Genomic DNA, 19835 nt, shown 5'->3' on the forward strand with positions numbered 1-19835 from the left:
ACCTCCGTTAGAAATGTTATAATACTTCTGAAATTTCCTTCTCTGCTTTTGTTACATCTATTTCACCTGATAGGAGACGTGGAAGAAGGTAATTACGTAACCGAGTTAATTCTTCACTTTCTAAAATATTTAATTCAATTTTATCAAACAGTTTTTCGCACTTATCTATAAATTCCTCTATTCCCTTTGCTTTTAATATCTTTAGTTTGTTAAAGTTTGTTTTACTTACTTCTTTAAAAGTACTACCGTTAGAAATTGATAGTATTATTTCCATATTAGACCTCAGCCAAAAATTTAGTTGATAAATTGAAAAATCTTCGTTTGGAATTAAAGTAATAAACCCTTGATTCGTTGATGCCTCTGTTCGATTAATAGATATTTCTCCGATAGTTGCACGACTTGTCATCATAACACTATAAGGTGGAAAAAGTTTTGCTGAACTTTTTTTAAGCCCAAGTTTAGTTATTTTTTTTGCAGAGTTTGTAAGAAATAATGATTTTTGTGTTGTTAAATCAGTTGGTGAAAACCAATTTATCTGGCCACCATTCCAATACCCCTCAACACTTGTCTTTGGAGTGCCCCCGCCTAAAATTTGTATAGCATTACCAATTTCTAGAACTTCCCAACCTTTAGGAATCATTCCTAATTCTGACTCCACAAATTCTCCATCTTGAAAAGGACCAAAATTAGTAAACCATTCATTATATAAGTTTATAGCAATTTCTTCTAGAGTTTTATTCATCTTCGTATTCAGACTAATCTTATTATCTATATTAGTTAACATTTCTGCAATCTGTTCTTGCACGCTTAAAGGTGGCAAAGAAATCTGATATTTCATTATCTCATCCTTATCTCCTCTTGGCATTTTAGCTCCTTTTGCACCAGACATTACATAATCAAAAAAATCATCCGTAAACAAACAGTAATAAAGATACCTACTTACAATTTTTTCAGGATTATTATTACGAATAACTAGAACATCATTTGAGCAGCCACCAGTCTGATTTGCATACCAAATTTTCTTAAAATATGGTCTGATGTTAGAGATAAGGATATCATCAGATTCATATTTTGAAACCGTCTTAGAAGATGGGAGTGATGAAGCCTTTATTTTCCCCCCTCTATCAGGTAACATATTCTCAGTAGAAATATAATTTGATACTGTTAATTTATCTACATTTATTCGTTCGGTACTATAAGAACTAATATCTTTTAGGGAAACATCTTTCCATTTAATCATAGCAATCCCTCCAAGTCCTTCTTAATCTTCTCTTGAAGGCGATTTGACTCTTCAAATTGTTTGTAAAGAATTTCAGTTAATTCTGCTATTTTTTCTTTATATGGTACACCGTCTTCTTCTGACTCTTCAGTTCCAACATATATTCCTGGTGTAAGTTTATAATCATTCTTTTGAACATCATCAATTGTCGATACTTTACAAAATCCTGAAACATCTTCATACTCTTTAGAAGTATCTACATTTTTGAAGTTATGATAAACAGCAGCTATTTTTTCGATCTCTTCTTTCGATAAAGCTTTTTGCTTACGGCTAACCAGAGTCCCCATTTTACGAGCATCAATAAATAAAATTTCGTTTTTACGCTCACGGAAGTCTTCTTTTCCATCTCGATTCTTACTTAAGAAGAACAAGCAGCATGGAATACCTGTGGTAAAGAAGAGTTTTTCTGGTAATTGCACAATACAATCTATGTATCCTTCATCCACTAAACGCTCGCGAACTTCTTTTTCTTCTTTAACATTTGTTGTCATTGCACCATTAGCCATGACGAAACCTGCTGTTCCTTTATTGCTTAAATGGTATAGAAAATGCTGCATCCACATATAGTTAGCGTTACTATTTGTTACCGGACCAATTAATCGAGGATCATCCTTAGAAACACGTTCTGCTCCCCAATCTTTTTGATTAAATGGAGGATTGGCAATAACATAGTCGGCTTTTAAATCTGGAAATTGGTCATTTAGTAATGAGTCCCCTAAACGAATGTCTGCGTTTATCCCATGAAGAAGGACATTCATTTTTCCAAGTCGAACCGTTGTTGTCACATTCTCTTGACCATAAAATGAAAGTTCTCTTTTCCTCGGTGCGTAATCTTCACTTTGAATAAACATCCCACCACTACCGCATGCAGGGTCAAAGACTTTTCCACTAATAGGCTCAAGCATGGCCACTAATAATTGAACAATACTAGATGGAGTAAAAAATTCCCCACCTCTATTACCTTCTGATGAAGCAAAAGAGCTAATAAAATATTCATATGTTCTACCTAATATATCAACACTTCTTTCATCCTTAGCACTAAAAACATCTCTAGAAAATATTTCAATTAAACCTGAAACATTTTCTGCTGGTAAATTCGAGCTTTGATATATACGTGGAAGTATTCCGTCTAATTCAGGATTCTCTTCTTCTAATCGCTTCATTGCTATATCTAAGATTTCTTTAATATTTGGCTGTTTAGCATTTTTTACAATATAAGACCAACGTGATTCTTCTGGAACAAAATATACATTTTCAGCACGATATAAGTCTCGATCTTCACTTATAATTTCATACATTTCTTGATCTGGTGCATACCAATCGCTATTTGGATCCTTTGTCATCGATTCAATTTCTACTTGCCGTTGCTCAAACTTATTGGAAAGGTATCTTAAAAAAATAAGTGGAAGAACATGATGTTTATAGTCGGATGGTGCAATACTCCCTCTCATTTTGTTTGCCGCATCAAATAAATCCTTCTGAAAATCTATATCTGCTTTAACTGTCATACTTTCTCCTCCGATGTTCGTTACATTTATACTCTATTTTACCATAAGAATAGGAACTTTGAACCTTGACAAGGGAACATTAACTCCGTTGTAAAATCAACATGAACTTATTCTATAAAATGCTTAGGACTTACATATTTTAATATCAATGCTGCCTTTAATAATTGAAATAGTTTTAAAACGTCTTCTTGAGTAATGGAATCGTAACCATGAAATCCATGTGTAATCGAGTTTCGATTTAGTTCTTTGTTAAGTTGTTCAGGAATTGATACGAATGTTTTCTGGTATATCCTTAATACTGATTGTGCAAACACTTTAATGAATCCTTCTTGGCCATTTTCTTCATTTGTCAGCTTTTGAATTTTATAATATAGCCGTTTCTGTTTAGGTTTCAGATTAACTGCAATTTCTTCTTCAGTAATATTTCCTTCATACCATGAAGCTACTATATGTTCGAATGTAGAAAACAATGGAAACGTACACAACTTATAATATCCTGCTTTATATGCTCCATAGGTTTCTTTAATCAGTGACACATGTAATTCATATATTGGATCACTTGTAATTTCCAGAACATATTCATCTAGTTTTGAATCAATGTAATCTGCATAATTACTTACTTCATCATTTTCGAGAGCATCTAAAAGGTCAACATCTATACACCATAAGTTATCTTCTTGTTCCTTTAAGAAAGCATCTATTTCTTTAAGTCTTTCTGCCGCAGCTTTACTTAAGGCATCCCAATCTATTCCCTTTAAAGGTTCTGTTAATTGATTAATGGCTTCTGTTATTTGTGTAAATGGTCTTAGAGCCTCGCTAATTTGTTTTTGCATTTCAGTAATAGGTTCAATTAGTTTTCTTCTTAAATCTATGACTGGTTGTACACTTGACAGAAATTGCTTTTGAATTTCATTAATCCGCTCTTTAAATTCTTCGCCTATGTATGGAAGTTGATAATCTTTTGGTCTAAGAGAATCAGTGTTATCGAAATTATTACCATTTTCCTCCGTCTCTTTATTATCTACATAATTCTCTTTGTCGCTCACTTAGTTCATCCCCCTTTTTAATGATATTTTAAATCTTAAATCTTTCACTAGGTTTCATAAAAAATATTTCCCTATTAGGCCACTAGCGTTGCATTAAATTAATTTTATTATTAAAAATACTCGAAATGTTCAATTTTATTGTTTTGCGCAAAGAAAAAGTCCTTTATAATGGATAAGTCAGGTGGTAAACCCGTCCAAATCCACTAAAAAGGACAAATCTCATGGACAAGATTACACGAAAAACTTCATTTGGACAATGGTTTTCACCAATTAATTTTCAATTATTTGAAGAACAGGTGAAAACATTGAAATTAGATTTCTATACGAAAAAATTAACGACAGAGTCGTTCCTAAAGTTACTGCTTTTTGCACAGCTACAGGAAGTCGAGAGTCTTCATGCACTAAGTGACTGCCTCTTCGATGACAAGCTTCAAAGGGCTATCGACCTTGATTCTATTAGTATTTCTCAGTTATCACGACGATTAAATGGGCTGAATCCCGACCTTTTCCAAAGACTGTTTCTCGATTTAGTATCACAAATTCATGCCAAAACGCATTATACGAAACTTGTAATGCCATTAAAAATTATTGATTCTAGCACTTTGCCACTGAATTTGACGAATCATAAATGGGCAAAATTCCGCAAAACAAAGGCAGGAGTGAAACTGCATCTGCGTCTTGTATTTATGGAAAAAGGCACTTCTTACCCAGAAAAAGCCGTAATGACAACTGCAAAAGAACATGACCGAGGCCAGCTTGAAATTATGGTAGATGACAAAGAATGCATGTATGTGTTCGACCGTGGTTACTTAGACTACGAACGTTTTGACCGCATGACCGACGAGGGCTACTTTTTCCTTTCAAGGCTGCGGAAAAACGCAGTCATACGGGAAGTTTACAACTTTAAGTTGCCCGAAAATATGCCTGTTTTATCAGACCAAATGGTCTTAATTGGTACTACACAAAACCGTGCTGAAAATTATTTTCGCCTGATAAAGGTCTTGGATTCAAAGGGAAATGAACTCCATTTAATTACAAATCGTTTTGATTTAAGTGCCGAAGAGATTTCAGAAATGTACAAATCACGCTGGGCAATTGAATTGTTCTTCAAATGGATCAAACAACATCTCAGCATTAAGAAGTTTTACGGTCAGAGCGAATGGGCGATTCAAAACCAAGTATTTATCGCACTTATTGTTTTTTGCCTTCATGTTCTTGTGCAAATTGAAACAAAAAGCAAGCGAAAAACGCTACAAATTAGCCGTTATTTAAGGGCTGCATTATGGAAACCAGCGCATATTTGGCTTCGAAAGATTGAAGGCAAATCCGTCCCTTAATAAGCAAATTGTCGTTGTCACACAGGTCTAATTGTAAATTATTTCCAAATGGATGGAGCCACCTTTAATTCGGTATTTACTTTTTTGGCTCTAAACAGAAGATATAATAAAACTGAAAATTACGACATTATTTTTGCAACACTAGTGACTTAAAAAATATAAAAGATACCGGTGGTCGGGGTCTATATGACCGTATAACCGCCTTTATATCAACATTATTAAGAATCTATGTGTAGAAAATGTGTAGAAACAAAAGTGTTTTTATAAACAAAATTATTTAACTCATATTTTGAAAGAATGTCGACCCATTGAAGGAGATAATATTGAAATAACGTCTAACATTATAGTCTTATTGTGCTATGGATAATTTACATTCATTTTTCCACGCAACTATAAAATATTTGAATTATTTACATGTAGATTTATAAAACAGTTTGATCATTTTAGAGAAAAGAAGCGACATAAGAAAATATTAAATAAAGGAGATCGTTAACTATGAAGTTACCATTTGATACATGTAAAATTTATATCACTCTTGATGATGAAAAAATGTATCAACTTTTCCAAAAGAGAAGTTGATAAAGATAAAGTCCTAACAGAAGAATCTATAAGAAATAGCAGACAAAATAACTTTATGTTTATTCATAAAAAACAATTTAATTATGTAAAAGTGGAACTGTTAAACAAGAACAGTTTAAATTGCATTAGTGAAGAAGAAGCTAATACTTTTTTTAATATGGGTTTTATCAGTAAAGAAGAATTTGATAAATTTATAAGTTAAAAACATCAAACATTATATTAAAGCGACATTACAACCAAAAAGTAATATATTCGCTAACCAATAAACAGTATATACTGTAGCAGAACTAAACTTCTAAATACATCCTACAGTATATACTGTTACTTTATTATGTATTGCAGTATATACTGTAGTATGATATTATTATTACATAAGGAATAAATTTAAACTAGGAGTGGATAGATATGTTAGCATTTGCGTTTGATGTTGGTAATGGTTTTGTGAAGGCACGTAATGGTAAAAGGAAAATTATAGCACCTAGTGTTATAGCGAAAGAAGAAACACTTGGTAACTCAAGTATTGATTTTGAATCTAATTTAAACTATCAAACTTACGTGTCAAATTTAGATGATGAAACAACTTATATATGGGGTGAAGGTATAAAAGAGGCTGTTGATCCAGATGCCTTAATTTTAACCTATACTCATAATAATCGTTATACACAAAAGAGATTCAAATTACTTTGCTCCTTTATACTTTCAGAACTGGCAAGTGACTACGAAGATCATGAACTTAATGATATTGTTGTCGTTACTGGCTTGCCTTCTCAAGAAGTTGGTACAAAAGAAGCTGAAGATTTTAAACGATTCATAAAACAAAAACATGTTGTTACACGAAATGGTGAGCAACGGGTTATAAATGTAACTGACGTTCGTATTATTGAACAACCTTTAGGAACGTTATTGAATGTTTACATGAACGAATCTGGGCAAGTACATAAGGAGTTAATGACAAGTACAATTACAGTTGTAGATTTTGGTGCAGGGACAACAATTATAGATACATTTAAGAATCTAAAACGTATCGATGATAAATCAGAGACTTATTATGAAGGGATGAATGATGTTTACAAAAGAATCGCAAAGAAATTAGAGAGAGAACATGGTGTCAAAGGGTTAGACCTCTCTTATATAGAGGAAGGTTTTCAAAATGGTAGCCTTGTAGCTCAAATATCAAAAAGAAAAAAATACTCATTTGAACATATTGCTAAAGAGGTTATAATTGACTTTATAGAAAAGCGTATTTCTGATATCGATAGCACTCTTACCAACCGTAATAGTATCGATAAATTTATTGTTACTGGTGGCGGTGAGAATATTGCCGGTGAACAGTTTAAGGAAATGTTTAATGAAGAGTCATTAAACAGTGTAAATGATTCACAGCAAGCAAATTTAGATGGTTTTTATAAACTAGCTCTTACCATTTTAAGTAAAGGTAAAAATATACACGCAAACGCTATGTAAATTAAATATGTAATAAGGTGTCTTATCGTTATATGATAAGACACCTTTTACTGAATGAATTGTAATTGATAACTTAACTGATTAAGATATCAGAGAGAAAAAGAGGGGGATTTAATGTTATAATATGTCACTGTATAAAATTAACACTTAATAAAAAAGGAAGTGTGTAAATATGACTACTCTAAGACAGCTATTCTCTTATGACGATATGGAAGATGCAGATATTCATAAATTTCTTAGCTCTCTACCTGAACGTCAGAAATCGAAGTATATTAGAATGGCGATTAGGCACTATATGGCTCATTTAAACCAAGATACTGAGAGTAAAAATTCTATAGAGTTATCACCAGTAAAGATTAATAAATTTAGCGAGGAATCTAGTCCAACTATAAATAATTCAGAAGAAGAAAGCCAAAGCAAATCCTTAAAAAATAATGATTATGTAGATGTTGACGCAAGCATTTTTGATTTGGGAAAATAAATTGCTTGAGGATTGCCCGGTCTACATTTTTTTAGGTTATTCCAAGAACTAAAAAATAATCGTATTTTTTATATTAACTATATTTAAGTTTAACAAAGAAAATCGATTAAAAACCGCAACTAACCAACATACTACTTTAAATTAAGGAATCCATTTTGAAAAGATTGTTCAAAATGGATTCTACTCCTTAGATATAAGCTATTTAGTGGTATTTTTGTTCGGTATGGGAACAGAATTATTACCCTTGCAAGTAACAATAATTGGTTTTGAATCCCTAATTTTCTTTGCTTTCCCATTATGATAAACTTGTAAACTTCCTTCTATATACCTTTAGCCCTCCTCGTAATTCATCTGAATTCTCACTGCAACATTCGAAGAAGTTAAGGATACAAAATGGCAAACTGTAACTTTTTTACGGTCGTCTAAAAAAAAAGTTTTTTTCTAAGAATATTAAATTGGACAAACAAATATAATTATACAAATGTAAATTAAGGGTGGTTAATTTGATGAGTTCAAATAAAAAGAAGCTTACTTATTATTCCATAGGTTTAGCCTACTTGTTACTCTTATTTATTTGTTTTTTTATTACTATCGAACCTACATTTAGGTTAAGAAGTCCATTTTTAGGTGACCTTCCCAGTAATAACTACTTACCGTTTAACAGCATATTAAATTACTTAAATAATTTTTCTAACTATAACTTCGATATATGGTTCGTAAAGTTATTGGGAAATATATTAATTTTCATACCTTTAGGAATCATAGCGCCTATAATATTTGAAAAGTTTAATACTATTAAATGGATTCTATTTTTAGTAATTATAATTAGATCTTCTATAGAATTTTTTCAATATAAGCTTTTAATTGGGGTATTTGATATTGATGATATAATTCTTAGTTTAATAGGTGGTATAATTGGATTTTGTTTATACTTAAGATTTTTTAAATAAGTACTGTTTTAAAATAAATTAAAACAGATAGCCTCACTACTCAATGAGACTATCTGTTATATTTATTTTTATTGAAAGTAAAAATAATCGTAAATTCTACCGTAAGCATCTACTGTTTGACCGTCATTACTCTTTCTAAACTTTAAAGAATACTTATCATATGAGGTATTAGTTACATAAGCAGTTAATTTTTGATTGGAACCACTTCTTAAAAAAGGAAAAGTTGCTACTACCTCTCCTGAGAAACCTTTTTCTCTTATTACATCCACATAGAATAGTTGGCTAGTTGGACTTCCTCCTCTTGCACTACTTGTAACGTCCATATATATTCTACCGTTTTGGGGGTGTAACCAGAATAAGCTTTGTGCAGATTTTTGGTAAGTAAAACTAACAGTAAATGCGTAAGAGTAAGCAAAGGCAACGGTAGGAAGTGAAATTAAAAATAGAGCAAAACAAATAATAATGATTTTTTTAATTTTCATTTATATTCTCCTTTATAAAAAATTTATTATGATCAAAATACATTTTATTTTTATTAAATAGTTTTTTCAGGATAGGAATTAGTAAAGCTAAAATTAAGAAACCAATTAGCCCTCCAATTGTATTTAAAATAATGTTATCAATAACAAATCCTTTGTAAGTAAAACTAATTAAAGATGAGATTAATAGTTTTGAAGTTTCAATACTTATTGAAGTAATAAATACCAGAAGGAGTGTAGATTTTAAATTGTTAATTCTTTTGAATACAAGAGGTGCATAAAATCCAAATGGAGTTAGAAGTAATAAGTTGTCAAATATTCCACTAAGTGTGTAACTATCTATCATATTTTTTATGTCTAAAGGTATAAATTTATTTTGTGACTCAGTTTCTTGTTCAATTAACATTTGAATATATTCTTCACTTATTGGAATCGGGAATAAAGACTTGTTGATAAGTAAAAATAAATATATATAGAACGATAAATTAATTAAAAGTTGGATAATACTTGTTTTTTTTCTAAGAAGATATATTGTACTCACTAATCCATATAAGATAACAAATGTTATTAATAAGATTGGGCTTAAAATCAATATATCCATGTAATCACCCCCTTTTCATTATAACTATATTAATAATTCAACAAATTCATATAAATTCCTCTTTTTTTTTTATTTTTTTTATTTAAAATTCTCGGCTCCGCCATAAATAATATATTAAACAGAAAGACTACCAACTTTGAAATGGTAGTCTTATCATTCGTTATTGTTATGGGTTATCAATTCAGCTTTCTTATACTAACTAGGAAATCCACTATATCCAACATTGCGTAGCAAATGGTTTAACAAGTGCTAAAATAGAATAGGCTTTACAAAAATTCGCTATAGTCAATTATATCACACTATCGGTTAAGCACTAAATCTCTTTCATTTATTAGAACATTACTTAATGCTTTATATTGCTCTTGCGAAAGGTTCTTTTCTTCTATAATTTGTTCATAAGGGGAACTATAATATCCATCCCCCAAATCTATCCGATCCATAGCTAAGACATCAATATCTCCATTATTATTAGGTAATAGAACACTATACCAAGTTTTATAATACCCTACTTCATTAACTTGTTCTTTTATAATTTCCTTCATTATCTCGTTTGCCTCTTTAAAAGGTAAAATAGCATTTGACTTTAATTTATTACTAGCTTCTGACCACTTAATAACAATAGTAGGTTCAGTAACAGTTTCTGGATCAATTAGGGTGTATCGCTCTTTATGTTCTACATTAAAACTACTTATACTTTCTAAAGCGCCATTCTTCATAAACATTTTCTCTAGATCAAGTTTAACAAGTTTTTTTATATCTATTTTTCCAAAATTACCATATTCCATAAGAATTAATTCCTTATCATGCTTAGTTTCTAGTGTTAATTCTTTACTTACTTCTTTATTAATAATTATTTCTTTTTCAATTGCAGAAATAAATTCCATTGCTGTTTCATGTACTTCTTCTATCAATTTTGCTTTATCTTTTAAATCTTTTCCTTTCGTCCAATTAGCAAGGTATCCAAGCGAGTAATCACTAGTATCAATTCCAAAATAAGAAGCAACTGAAAAAGCGGTCAATTCAGCCTGAAACTCTTTTTCCGCTCTTGATAATTCTTTGTAATTTGATACATGAAGTTTTGCGTGTGCCAATTCATGACTAAGGGTTTTGAAATTTTGCAACTCACTATTACGTGGGTTTAATCCGATATGACCTCCCTTTGTTCCTTCTGTATAATAACATGCACCTTTCGCAACTCCTAATTCTTGTAGAGGTTCTCCTATTGTGAAGCCAATATTTTTTCCAATTTTCCTTAAGGCATTCATCATTATATGGTAATCTTTAACATCCCCCTCTAACCAGCGATTAGGAAATATTTCAGGTAAATCTTTAGCCGTTGCATTGGTTTGACTAATATCAAATACATTACCCTCACTATAGTATATTTTACTTTCAACTTTTTCTAATTCACCAGATTTAATCTTTTTCTTTTCTGTTTCATTTGCATGTTTAATATTCTTCCATTTGCCTTTTTCATCTTTAAATTTTGGAACTGTCTGATTTCGAACGATAATTTTAATACCTTTTTCTCCCTTTTTCACTGAAAAACCATTATCTTTCCAAAACTTGAAAGACCCAACTGCTTGCGCTCCCGGAAACTGACGATGAATTAAAGCTTTGTTGCGTGGAGAATACCCATAAATCCTACTCATAAACAATAGGTATTCTTTCATCTGTTTTGGTGTTTCAAAATAATTGTCAATCGCTTCCTCTGCTGACTTTGTTATATTTGCGATTCGCGCTTTTTTCTCATTTTCTGTTTTTCTACCAATCATGATTCAACATCCTTTCTAGAAATAAAAAAAGGACTTCAAAATTGAAAAGTCCTTATCGTTCCCAGTTTGCGTTATTTTCTTTTTCTAAGAATTGTTTTTTCGTTATTTGAGGACGTATAGCGTTATCATGAAGAATTATTAATTTCCACTCTTCTTGAAGAATTTGAACACTATTACCGTAAATTTTTTTAAATAAATTATCATAGGAATGATCTATAAGATAGTTTGATTCTTGAAAATCCATTAGCTCTAAAGCATCTCCGAGTTCTTTTGCTAACCTTAATGCACCTATGTGCCCCTGATATTTATTAAATTCAAACGAATCATCACAAATAATGCGATTTTTTAAACTCTCTAGATATTTGTCAATTAGTTCCAAAATGCCACCTCCCTAAGATCCATTTTGGAATCTATAAGGCATGTAAATAAAAACTTTCTCGTGAAGCCTATTTCATCTAACATTCCTTTCAAATTTATCTCCTATCTTTTCTTTGGAAGAGGAATTTCTAACTACATTAAAATGATTAATGTAATTTCTTACTAAATCTATACTCTCCATATGTTGGAAATTTTCAGCAATATATCCATCCTTCTCTTTACTTATAGAACACTCATAATAAATAGAATTATCATGTATCCAAATATCAATTACACCATCATTCATACGGTCATCTTTAAAAGGAATATTGTATAATGTACTATTTCCAAAATCATGACGATCAATTTTAATATTTTCATCCGTTAATATCTTTTGTAATTCTAGTTCCATCTTGTTCACTCTATTACTTACCCCCATAAAAAATAGGACTTCTAAGATAGAAGTCCTTAACGTTCCATTTCTTTATTAATTTGTTGCTTATTTGCCCCTCTCTTCCGTTCTTTCATAAGTTCGTCATTTAACTTCTTTTCCTCATCTAAATTTTTTTCTATTTGATCTAACCTTTCTCTTTGTACAGGGGTTAATTCTAGCTCTCGAATTTCCCTCAAAACTTCTTTCTTCAACATAAAAATTTCTTCAAAGGAATGTTTCTCTTCAAATTTTTTCATTTCTTCTTGCCTTTTACTTCGTTCTGATACCGACTTATTACTTTCCTTGCTAGTATCTTTATTTATTAAAGCAAGTATTTCTGACTTATAGAACTCTTTATAGTCACTCTCTGAAACAATATCTATATTTTTCAATTGCTCCAAAATACTTTCTTTGTAGGAGTTGGTATATTTAAAACTTTCTTCAACTTCCTTTATCAACTCATTAAGTCTAACTTGTGGTATTTTTGACTTTACTAAAACGTCATAGTATGATTGTTCAGCTTTATTTTTCTTAGAAATAAAATTAGCATTTTCAGGTTCATGTTCTAAGTTTCTATTTGCTAATAAAAACTCCAAATACCGTTGCTTCAATAACTGTTCATTTTGTTTAACAGAATTCATTTAATTCACTCCCATATTTTTTGTAATTATTAATCCTTAACCTAAGATCACAATTCATTTTTTATATCAATAGCCTTCAACTCCTTTATAATAAAAAAACTCCCATTTGGGAGTTTAAATATCCTGCACAGCAGGAAGGGGGATACAGGAGTTTAACCTGCTTATACTAACAATTTAGCACATAATTTATTTATATAGGTAAACAAAAAGTACTTAAAAAGTACAAACAACTAAGTATTATTATACATTTGTGACCGCTTGAAGGGATGACACAATTGTGCTTAATAAATTTCTTTACTATTTCCAGACAATGTGCACAGTTAATTGAAGAGTGAAAATAACCGCAGTTTGTAGTTTTTTATATATTCATGGAACTTTTGATATTAATTAACTATAATTTTCTTATAGAAAAATAATAGGGGGATAATATATGTATTATTTGAAGTGGTTTGGTCATTTAGGGACTTTAGGATCTCTAATAGGTATAATTTTTTTAATAGAAGGAAATGAGAATCCATCTTCCTTCTTTATGGGCTTTTTAATTTGTTTAGCAATTATTTTATTTATTTTCGCATTAGTTTACGAATGGAAATTGAGTAAGAAAAAAAAGGGGATATATTGCAAGAATGAAAAGGAAATCAATGCTTATATGTTTCGTTGGATTAAAAAAGGCGGTAGAGTGACTATTTTTACAAGAGATATGAGTTGGGCAAGAAATGACAAAGATATTAAGGATATGTTATTACAAAAGGCTATAAATAATGAGTTAACTATTATTTTAGCAAAGAATAAAGGATTTACTGAGTATCTTGAAAAAAATGGAGCAAATATATATACATATGGAGAGTTCGGATATACTCCTAATTCCAGGTTCACTATCGTTAGAACAGGAAGAATTGATAGTAAAGTTGCTATAGGGAAAGAACAAAATGGGAAGCATTTTATTGAGGAATTCTCTAGCTCAGATGGGTATCAATTCCCTATAGCAAATGATCTCGCAAAATTTTTAATTAAGTACAGTCAAGCTAATAAAAGAGGGGTTAACCAAAATGCAACCAGTAAACAGTAAAACCAATAAAGAAATAGCCAATGAGTGGGATGATATTTCTAATATAAGGTTTGAACAAATTAGCAATAATAAAGATTTAAGTTTTAATTATATTCTCAAGCCCTGTATCCTTGATTTAATAGATTCATGTAATATAGAAAATGTATTGGATTTTGGGTGTGGAACAGGCAATTTAACAAATTATATAGCAGAATGTTCACAAAAAGTAGTGGGGATAGATTTGAGCAAAAATAGTATTAAGATTGCAAAAAGGTATTTTAATGCTACTGAAAACTTAACTTTTATTAACAGTTCCCTGGAAGAATACTCAAATAAAGGAAACAAAAATAATTTTTCTTTAGTAGTGGCTAATATGGTGTTAATGGATGTTGTTAATTTGGAGAGTATATTAAAATCTATTAAGAGTGTTCTAAAAGAGGATGGTAATTTTGTTTTTACTATAACCCACCCTTGTTATTGGTCACTTTATTGGGATTACTTTAATAAAAGCTGGTTTGATTATAAGGACGAAATTTTTATAGAAGCTCCATTCAATATTTCTTTAGATAAAAATAACCAAAAAACAACACATATTCATAGACCTCTTGAGCAATACATAAATACTCTCTGTAAAGAAGGATTCATAATAGAAGAAATGGTAGAGCCAGTACCAGATTCCAAAATGTTATCTTTGTTTCCTACGAAAGATAACTATCCAAGATTTTTAGGTATTAAATCTAAACTATTCTAAATTCGCTTTCAAGATTAATAGATTTTATGTGAAATATGCAAAAAAAGGGTGAGGGAATAAATGAATAAATGTAGTGTTTGTAACAAAAGAATAAGTGTGTTTGAATGCAACGTAACAAAAACTTCAATATGCAATTATTGTTGTGATAAATATCAACTAAATCAATGGACTGAAGGTTGGGAGCGATACTTCGTCAGTACACAGCAAAAGTTTCAATACCAAGAAGATCGTCCATATGAAAAGTGCTTAAATTGTAAAGGTTTGTGTAGAGTTGATGAATACGAGGTATTCACTGACCCTGAAAGAGGATTTGGTATGAGCATAATTTCATTTAACCATAATGGTGTAAAGCATCACTTTATCCCATCCAAAATTGGCCTATTTAAATCAAATTCCTCCAGTATGATTACTGTACTTTCCTGACACAATATGCTAAATTTTTTGCATATTATAAGGGGGAGTTTTTTTATGATCATTTCATTTAATTTTGGAATTGGCCTTGAAGAGTATGGGGCAAGGGAAAAAGAGAATGAATTTCCAACATTTGACCGATGCCCCAATTGTAACTGCATTTCACAGGGAAATCTTCATCGTAACGGCTTCTATTGGCGCTATGGAATAGATGAACAAAGGGAACTGCGGATTCCAATTTGTCGTTTCAAATGCTTGGTTTGCAAGGTCAATATCTCTATTTTACCTGATTTTCTTATTCCTTATTTCCAACATACATTACATACGATTATTGATAGGGTACTTCGTTTCTTGGAGGGGAAGAAAGTGAATGAAAGCCGTCAGCAATTAGCCCAGCACGTCAGACGCTTTTATGAACAGCTTCATTGGATACATAGCTTTTTTGTGGATTTAGGGCATCAATTGGGGTTTTCAAAAAGACTCAAAAAAGAAGCCCTAAAATATATGAAAATGATCCTTGATTTTGGAGAATCATCCTTCTTTCGAAGGAGCTGGGGTCATTTATCATCATACTTTATGGGCAAATTAATTTTACCATATTTTTCGTAATAAAAAAATAGTATTAATCCCACATAAGTCTTGCCTATGAAACTATTGATGAAAAAAGTAGAATAAAAGCAATGGATAACCGGTTGTCCTTCTTATAAAAAGGAGGAAAAATTCATGAATGAGAAAACACGGGAAGAAATTGCTTTATTTCGTTATGGCTTGATTGCCCCACTTTTGAATGGGCAAATGAAGCCAAAGGAATATTTTCAAGAAATGGAGGGGAAAATCCACCAGGTTCCTTACTATGGGAAACGGAAGGTTGCAGCTAAAACCATGCAAGAATGGCTTCTTCATTACCGTAGGAATGGTTTTGATGCTTTGAAACCAAAAAGGCGTTCCGATCGTGGGGATTCTAGAAGACTATCGCCAGATGATAAGGATCATATTTTAGAAATACGAAGGGAATTTCTCCATATGCCTGTCAGTGTTTTTTACGACCAACTGATTAAACGTGGGGAAATACAAAAGCACGACGTTTCATACGCCACCATCAATAGGCTCCTAAAAGAACATAAGTTAGCTGGTAGATATCATACGAGCTATCATCCAGAAAAAGAACGGAAACGATTTGCCCACGATAAGGTCAATGTATTGTGGCAGGCGGATTTGTCACACGGTCCATATATTCAAATCAATGGAAAAGCGAAGAAAACGTTTCTTATTGCATATATTGATGACTGTTCCAGGCTTGTACCTTACGCACAATTTTTCTCTTCCGAGAAATTCGATGGATTGCGTGAAGTGACGAGGGAAGCGTTGATACGACGTGGGAAACCGACCATCATTTATGCGGATAACGGCAAAATTTATCGGTCTGATACGCTGCAATATGCATGTGCCCAATTAGGGATTACATTAGCACACACGCAGCCTTATGATCCTAAAAGCAAAGGGAAAATCGAGAGATTATTTAAAACCATACAAACACGTTTTTATCCACTGTTAAAAAGTGATCCGGTTCATTCCCTAGAGGAATTAAATGAACGTTTTTGGCAGTGGCTTGAGGAGGATTACCACCGAAAGCCACATGCCTCTCTAGATGGGAAAACACCACACGAAGTGTTCCATTCCCAACTAGATCATATCACATTTTTAGAGGACCTATCCATTTTAGATACCATTTTCTTAAAACGGGCAGAAAGAAAGGTAAAATTGGATGGTACAATTACGTTGGACAAACAATTATACGAGGTACCCTCTCACTATATTGGTCAAAAGATTGAAGTTAGAATGGATGAACAAGCTGTCTATATTTTCAAGGATGGAAAGAAGGTAGTTGAAGCCGTTCCAGTCTCTATGCATGACAACGCTCATATTAAGCGAAGACAATCGCCATTCGCCGTATCGGAAACAACAGATCAGGGGGAGGAAATGAATCGTGTATAAATCATTTTATTCCCTAGCAAAAACACCATTTTCCAAAGATATGAACCAAGCAGAAGCCTTCCCGTCCGCAGGATATCAGGAGGCATTGAATGGACTGGAATATTTACGGAAATCCAAAGGGATTGGGTTAGTTATCGGCGATCCCGGTGCTGGAAAGACATTTACTTTGCGGTCATTTAAGGAGTCCCTTAACCCAGCATTATATCATGTGGTTTACTTCCCATTGTCTACGGGTGGCGTGATGGACTTTTATCGGGGATTGGCTTACGGTTTGGGGGAGGATCCGAAGTTTCGTAAAGTGGATCTGTTTCGCCAAATCCAACAAGGAATTGAACGAATGGATCAGGAACGCAAGGTTACACCTGTCTTTATTCTAGATGAGATGCATATGGCAAAAGATGCCTTTTTACAGGATCTAGCTATTCTTTTTAACTTTCAGATGGATTCAACGAATCCTTTTATCCTTATATTAGCGGGCTTGCCACATTTAAAAACGCGACTGAATCTGAATCACCATCGACCATTAGCCCAACGAGTCATCATGAGGTATCAACTACAGCCATTAAGTAAAGAGGATGTATCCGCCTATATTGATCACCATTTGAAAATGGCAGGATCCAAAATGCCTATTTTCACAGCAACTGCCTTTGAGGCAATCGCTCTACGGTCCCAAGGATGGCCTCGAGTTATTAATACATTAACTATCAATAGCCTTTTATATGGGGCGCAACTGAAGAAAGAACAAATAGATGAAGAAATTGTTCGCCTGGCTGCCGAAGAGGGTGGTTTATGATGCGTCGTGGAATCATGTTTTTTGATTTTGGTAAGCAAGAATGGAATATATGGATTGGTCAGCAAGCCTATGAAATAGTACAAGGAATGTCAGTTGAAATACGTATTCAGAATCGTTATTTTAGAACTTGTATGGAGAAAGATAGCCCTGACTGGTTGATAACGATTGAAAATGAAGTCACATTTACACTCAGCCTATTTGAAGTGTATAGGGTACGTGTTTTACAAATGGATTTAATACCTGCATTTAATCTCCCTTTTTAGGGGGATTTTCTTTCAAATGCGCGTCTGAAAGAATTTGCATATTAATTTTCAAAACTGAATTAAAGTGAAAAAGTCGGCACATTATTTCAGATTTCTAACTGGATTAAAGTGAAATTAGATGTCTGGGATAATGTGCTAATTTACAATAATGGAAAGTTTATCTTTACTGATAATGAAGATCATATATTTCCCAAAAGAAAAGCCTTTCTTGAAAATATGAAATGTGAGACTTTAGAAGATTATTATTATTTAGCTGAAACATATCATTTTCTAAGAGAATACAGTAAATCAGTAAAAGTATTAACAGAATCCATTGAAAAATACCAAAGCCCCGAATTATACCGTTTATTAGGGCAAAGCTACCATTTTATAGGAAATAAAGAGGAGGCATTAAGTAATCTCAAGAAATCATTATTTTTAAGTGAAACAAGTGCATTAACAAATAGATATATGGGTGATTTATTACGATCAATGAAGGATTATGAGGGAAGTATATATTTCTATAAACAATCCTTAGATTTATTAGACATTAATGAGGATGGATATATTAATGACAGCTTTCATGAGTTTAATTACTTTGGTTTAACAATCGCATATTCAAAATTAAATCAGTACGAGAAAGTCATTGAAGTAGCTAATGAATTTTTGTCTTTGTCTGGAATAGACTGGGAGCATTTTAAGGAAAGGGTTCACAAAGTAAGGTTAGGTAAAATAATTGATCGTAATGCGGAATCTCAAATTAATACGATATCTACAATATATGAAATCCTTAGCATAACATACATTGAATTAGACAATCTTGATAAAGCCGAAGAATATATAAGTAGAGCTAAATGGCTAATTCCCAATAATATTGATATCGCAAGGATTGAAGGAATTATTATCGGAAAACGTTCTAGTAATGATAAGTTACAGGAATATAAAAAACTGTTTGAAACACTAATAACGAATGCTGAACAAAGATTGTTTGAACCAATGGAAAAAATATCTGAATCTGTTGAGGAAATAAAAAAGAGTGTCGAAGGATCACCTACTGATATCCTTGAGTTGAAGCCAAATGTTATGGGGATTGGAATAAATATTAACGAGGTCATAAATAAACTTAAACAGAAACAATAGCCATTTCTAAGAAGGCTAATCAGTTTTTTCCTATATCATTCATCTCCCCTTTGTAAATAAACTTCTTATTCCATTTAATAGTGCGTCAGTTTAATAACTCCAATATCAAAGAACAGCCTAAATATACATTATTTTATTAATTATAATGTTTATTTAGGCTCTTTGTCTTTACCCTCACCGTATTATAATATCAGAACAAAGAAAAAAAACAGATGTCTTTTTTAAAGACCATAATCACAATAATGGATTAAAAATTTCCCGTAAAGTGTGTCAGTTATTATAGCAATTAATGTTCCATTTTACTTAACTGTCACAACATCACTACAATTCGGTTATAAGTGTTTTGCAAACATTGATTTATTAAAATGAACTGATAGACAAAATAGGATTGACGGACTTTGTTTTTGCTCCAACTATTATTATAGTATTCACTTTAAGAAGTAACATAATTCATTATTAAGCCGATACTATATAATGAAAAGGAGGGACATATCCTGACAACAAATAATAAACAGTTACGATTCA

20 protein-coding genes are annotated in these 19835 nt (G+C 31.8%); 11 read left to right on the plus strand and 9 right to left on the minus strand.

What is annotated here, in order from left to right; all coding sequences use genetic code 11:
* Positions 1-16: 16 nt before the first annotated feature.
* The 3 genes from MKY78_RS04895 to MKY78_RS04905 form a co-directional block, all read right to left on the minus strand.
* Entirely contained in the window at positions 17-1240 is a 1224-nt protein-coding gene (locus MKY78_RS04895; protein ID WP_339216664.1) for a restriction endonuclease subunit S, read from the minus strand.
* Entirely contained in the window at positions 1237-2787 is a 1551-nt protein-coding gene (locus MKY78_RS04900; RefSeq protein WP_339216665.1) for a class I SAM-dependent DNA methyltransferase, read from the minus strand. The genes MKY78_RS04895 and MKY78_RS04900 overlap by 4 nt, the downstream gene beginning before the upstream one ends.
* Before the next feature lie 107 nt (positions 2788-2894).
* Positions 2895-3833, minus strand: a complete 939-nt coding sequence (locus MKY78_RS04905; protein ID WP_339216666.1) for a hypothetical protein — start codon at positions 3831-3833, stop codon at positions 2895-2897.
* Between the two features lie 221 nt (positions 3834-4054).
* Between MKY78_RS04905 and MKY78_RS04910 the strand changes: the two genes are divergently transcribed.
* The 4 genes from MKY78_RS04910 (at position 4055) to MKY78_RS04925 (ending at position 7694) form a co-directional block, all read left to right on the plus strand.
* Positions 4055-5170, plus strand: coding sequence for an IS4 family transposase (locus tag MKY78_RS04910; RefSeq protein ID WP_339213018.1), 1116 nt, complete (start codon positions 4055-4057; stop codon positions 5168-5170).
* A gap of 535 nt (positions 5171-5705) precedes the next feature.
* Positions 5706-5951: a hypothetical protein gene (locus MKY78_RS04915; RefSeq protein WP_339216668.1), complete on the plus strand. Its 246-nt coding sequence runs from the start codon at positions 5706-5708 to the stop codon at positions 5949-5951.
* A 203-nt stretch (positions 5952-6154) separates the two neighbouring features.
* The gene (locus MKY78_RS04920) at positions 6155-7213 is read left to right on the plus strand and encodes a hypothetical protein (protein WP_339216669.1); all 1059 of its coding nucleotides are present in this window, start codon (positions 6155-6157) and stop codon (positions 7211-7213) included.
* A 172-nt stretch (positions 7214-7385) separates the two neighbouring features.
* Entirely contained in the window at positions 7386-7694 is a 309-nt protein-coding gene (locus MKY78_RS04925) for a hypothetical protein (RefSeq protein ID WP_339216670.1), read from the plus strand.
* 1018 nt (positions 7695-8712) lie between these two features.
* On the opposite strand, the gene MKY78_RS04930 is transcribed toward MKY78_RS04925, so the two are convergent.
* From MKY78_RS04930 to MKY78_RS04955, 6 genes are all read right to left on the minus strand, one after another.
* Positions 8713-9126 (minus strand): hypothetical protein, encoded by a 414-nt coding sequence (locus tag MKY78_RS04930; RefSeq protein ID WP_339216671.1) that lies wholly within the window; start codon positions 9124-9126, stop codon positions 8713-8715.
* On the minus strand, positions 9116-9724 hold the full coding sequence (locus tag MKY78_RS04935) for a VanZ family protein (protein WP_339216673.1): 609 nt from the start codon (positions 9722-9724) through the stop codon (positions 9116-9118). Before MKY78_RS04935 ends, MKY78_RS04930 begins: the two co-directional genes overlap by 11 nt.
* 299 nt (positions 9725-10023) lie before the next feature.
* Positions 10024-11499, minus strand: a complete 1476-nt coding sequence (locus MKY78_RS04940) for an LPD25 domain-containing protein (RefSeq protein ID WP_339216675.1) — start codon at positions 11497-11499, stop codon at positions 10024-10026.
* A gap of 52 nt (positions 11500-11551) precedes the next feature.
* A complete protein-coding gene (locus MKY78_RS04945) occupies positions 11552-11878 on the minus strand; it encodes a hypothetical protein (protein ID WP_339216677.1) in 327 nt (108 codons plus the stop codon).
* Positions 11879-11950: 72 nt separating this feature from the next.
* Positions 11951-12277 carry a hypothetical protein gene (locus MKY78_RS04950; protein WP_339216679.1) on the minus strand — a complete coding sequence of 109 codons (327 nt, stop codon included), beginning with the start codon at positions 12275-12277 and terminating at the stop codon, positions 11951-11953.
* Between the two features lie 47 nt (positions 12278-12324).
* On the minus strand, positions 12325-12930 hold the full coding sequence (locus tag MKY78_RS04955; RefSeq protein WP_339216681.1) for a hypothetical protein: 606 nt from the start codon (positions 12928-12930) through the stop codon (positions 12325-12327).
* Positions 12931-13360: 430 nt separating this feature from the next.
* Here MKY78_RS04955 and MKY78_RS04960 point away from each other — a divergent pair, with 430 nt between their 5' ends.
* The 7 genes from MKY78_RS04960 (at position 13361) to MKY78_RS04990 (ending at position 19310) form a co-directional block, all read left to right on the plus strand.
* Complete coding sequence (locus MKY78_RS04960) at positions 13361-13999, plus strand: hypothetical protein (RefSeq protein WP_339216683.1); 639 nt, start codon at positions 13361-13363, stop codon at positions 13997-13999.
* Positions 13980-14729 (plus strand): class I SAM-dependent methyltransferase, encoded by a 750-nt coding sequence (locus MKY78_RS04965; RefSeq protein WP_339216685.1) that lies wholly within the window; start codon positions 13980-13982, stop codon positions 14727-14729. Before MKY78_RS04960 ends, MKY78_RS04965 begins: the two co-directional genes overlap by 20 nt.
* Positions 14730-15197: 468 nt before the next feature.
* Complete coding sequence (locus MKY78_RS04970) at positions 15198-15749, plus strand: DUF6431 domain-containing protein (protein ID WP_339213341.1); 552 nt, start codon at positions 15198-15200, stop codon at positions 15747-15749.
* 114 nt (positions 15750-15863) lie between these two features.
* Positions 15864-17135 (plus strand): IS481 family transposase, encoded by a 1272-nt coding sequence (locus tag MKY78_RS04975; RefSeq protein WP_339213339.1) that lies wholly within the window; start codon positions 15864-15866, stop codon positions 17133-17135.
* Positions 17128-17928, plus strand: a complete 801-nt coding sequence (locus MKY78_RS04980; protein WP_339213337.1) for an AAA family ATPase — start codon at positions 17128-17130, stop codon at positions 17926-17928. The genes MKY78_RS04975 and MKY78_RS04980 overlap by 8 nt, the downstream gene beginning before the upstream one ends.
* The gene (locus MKY78_RS04985; RefSeq protein WP_339213335.1) at positions 17925-18191 is read left to right on the plus strand and encodes a DUF5348 domain-containing protein; all 267 of its coding nucleotides are present in this window, start codon (positions 17925-17927) and stop codon (positions 18189-18191) included. Before MKY78_RS04980 ends, MKY78_RS04985 begins: the two co-directional genes overlap by 4 nt.
* Before the next feature lie 108 nt (positions 18192-18299).
* Positions 18300-19310, plus strand: coding sequence for a tetratricopeptide repeat protein (locus MKY78_RS04990; RefSeq protein WP_339216687.1), 1011 nt, complete (start codon positions 18300-18302; stop codon positions 19308-19310).
* Positions 19311-19835 lie beyond the last annotated feature (525 nt).

This window comes from Ornithinibacillus sp. FSL M8-0202, from assembly GCF_037975285.1.
GTDB classification, from domain to species: Bacteria; Bacillota; Bacilli; order Bacillales; family Amphibacillaceae; genus Ornithinibacillus; species Ornithinibacillus massiliensis.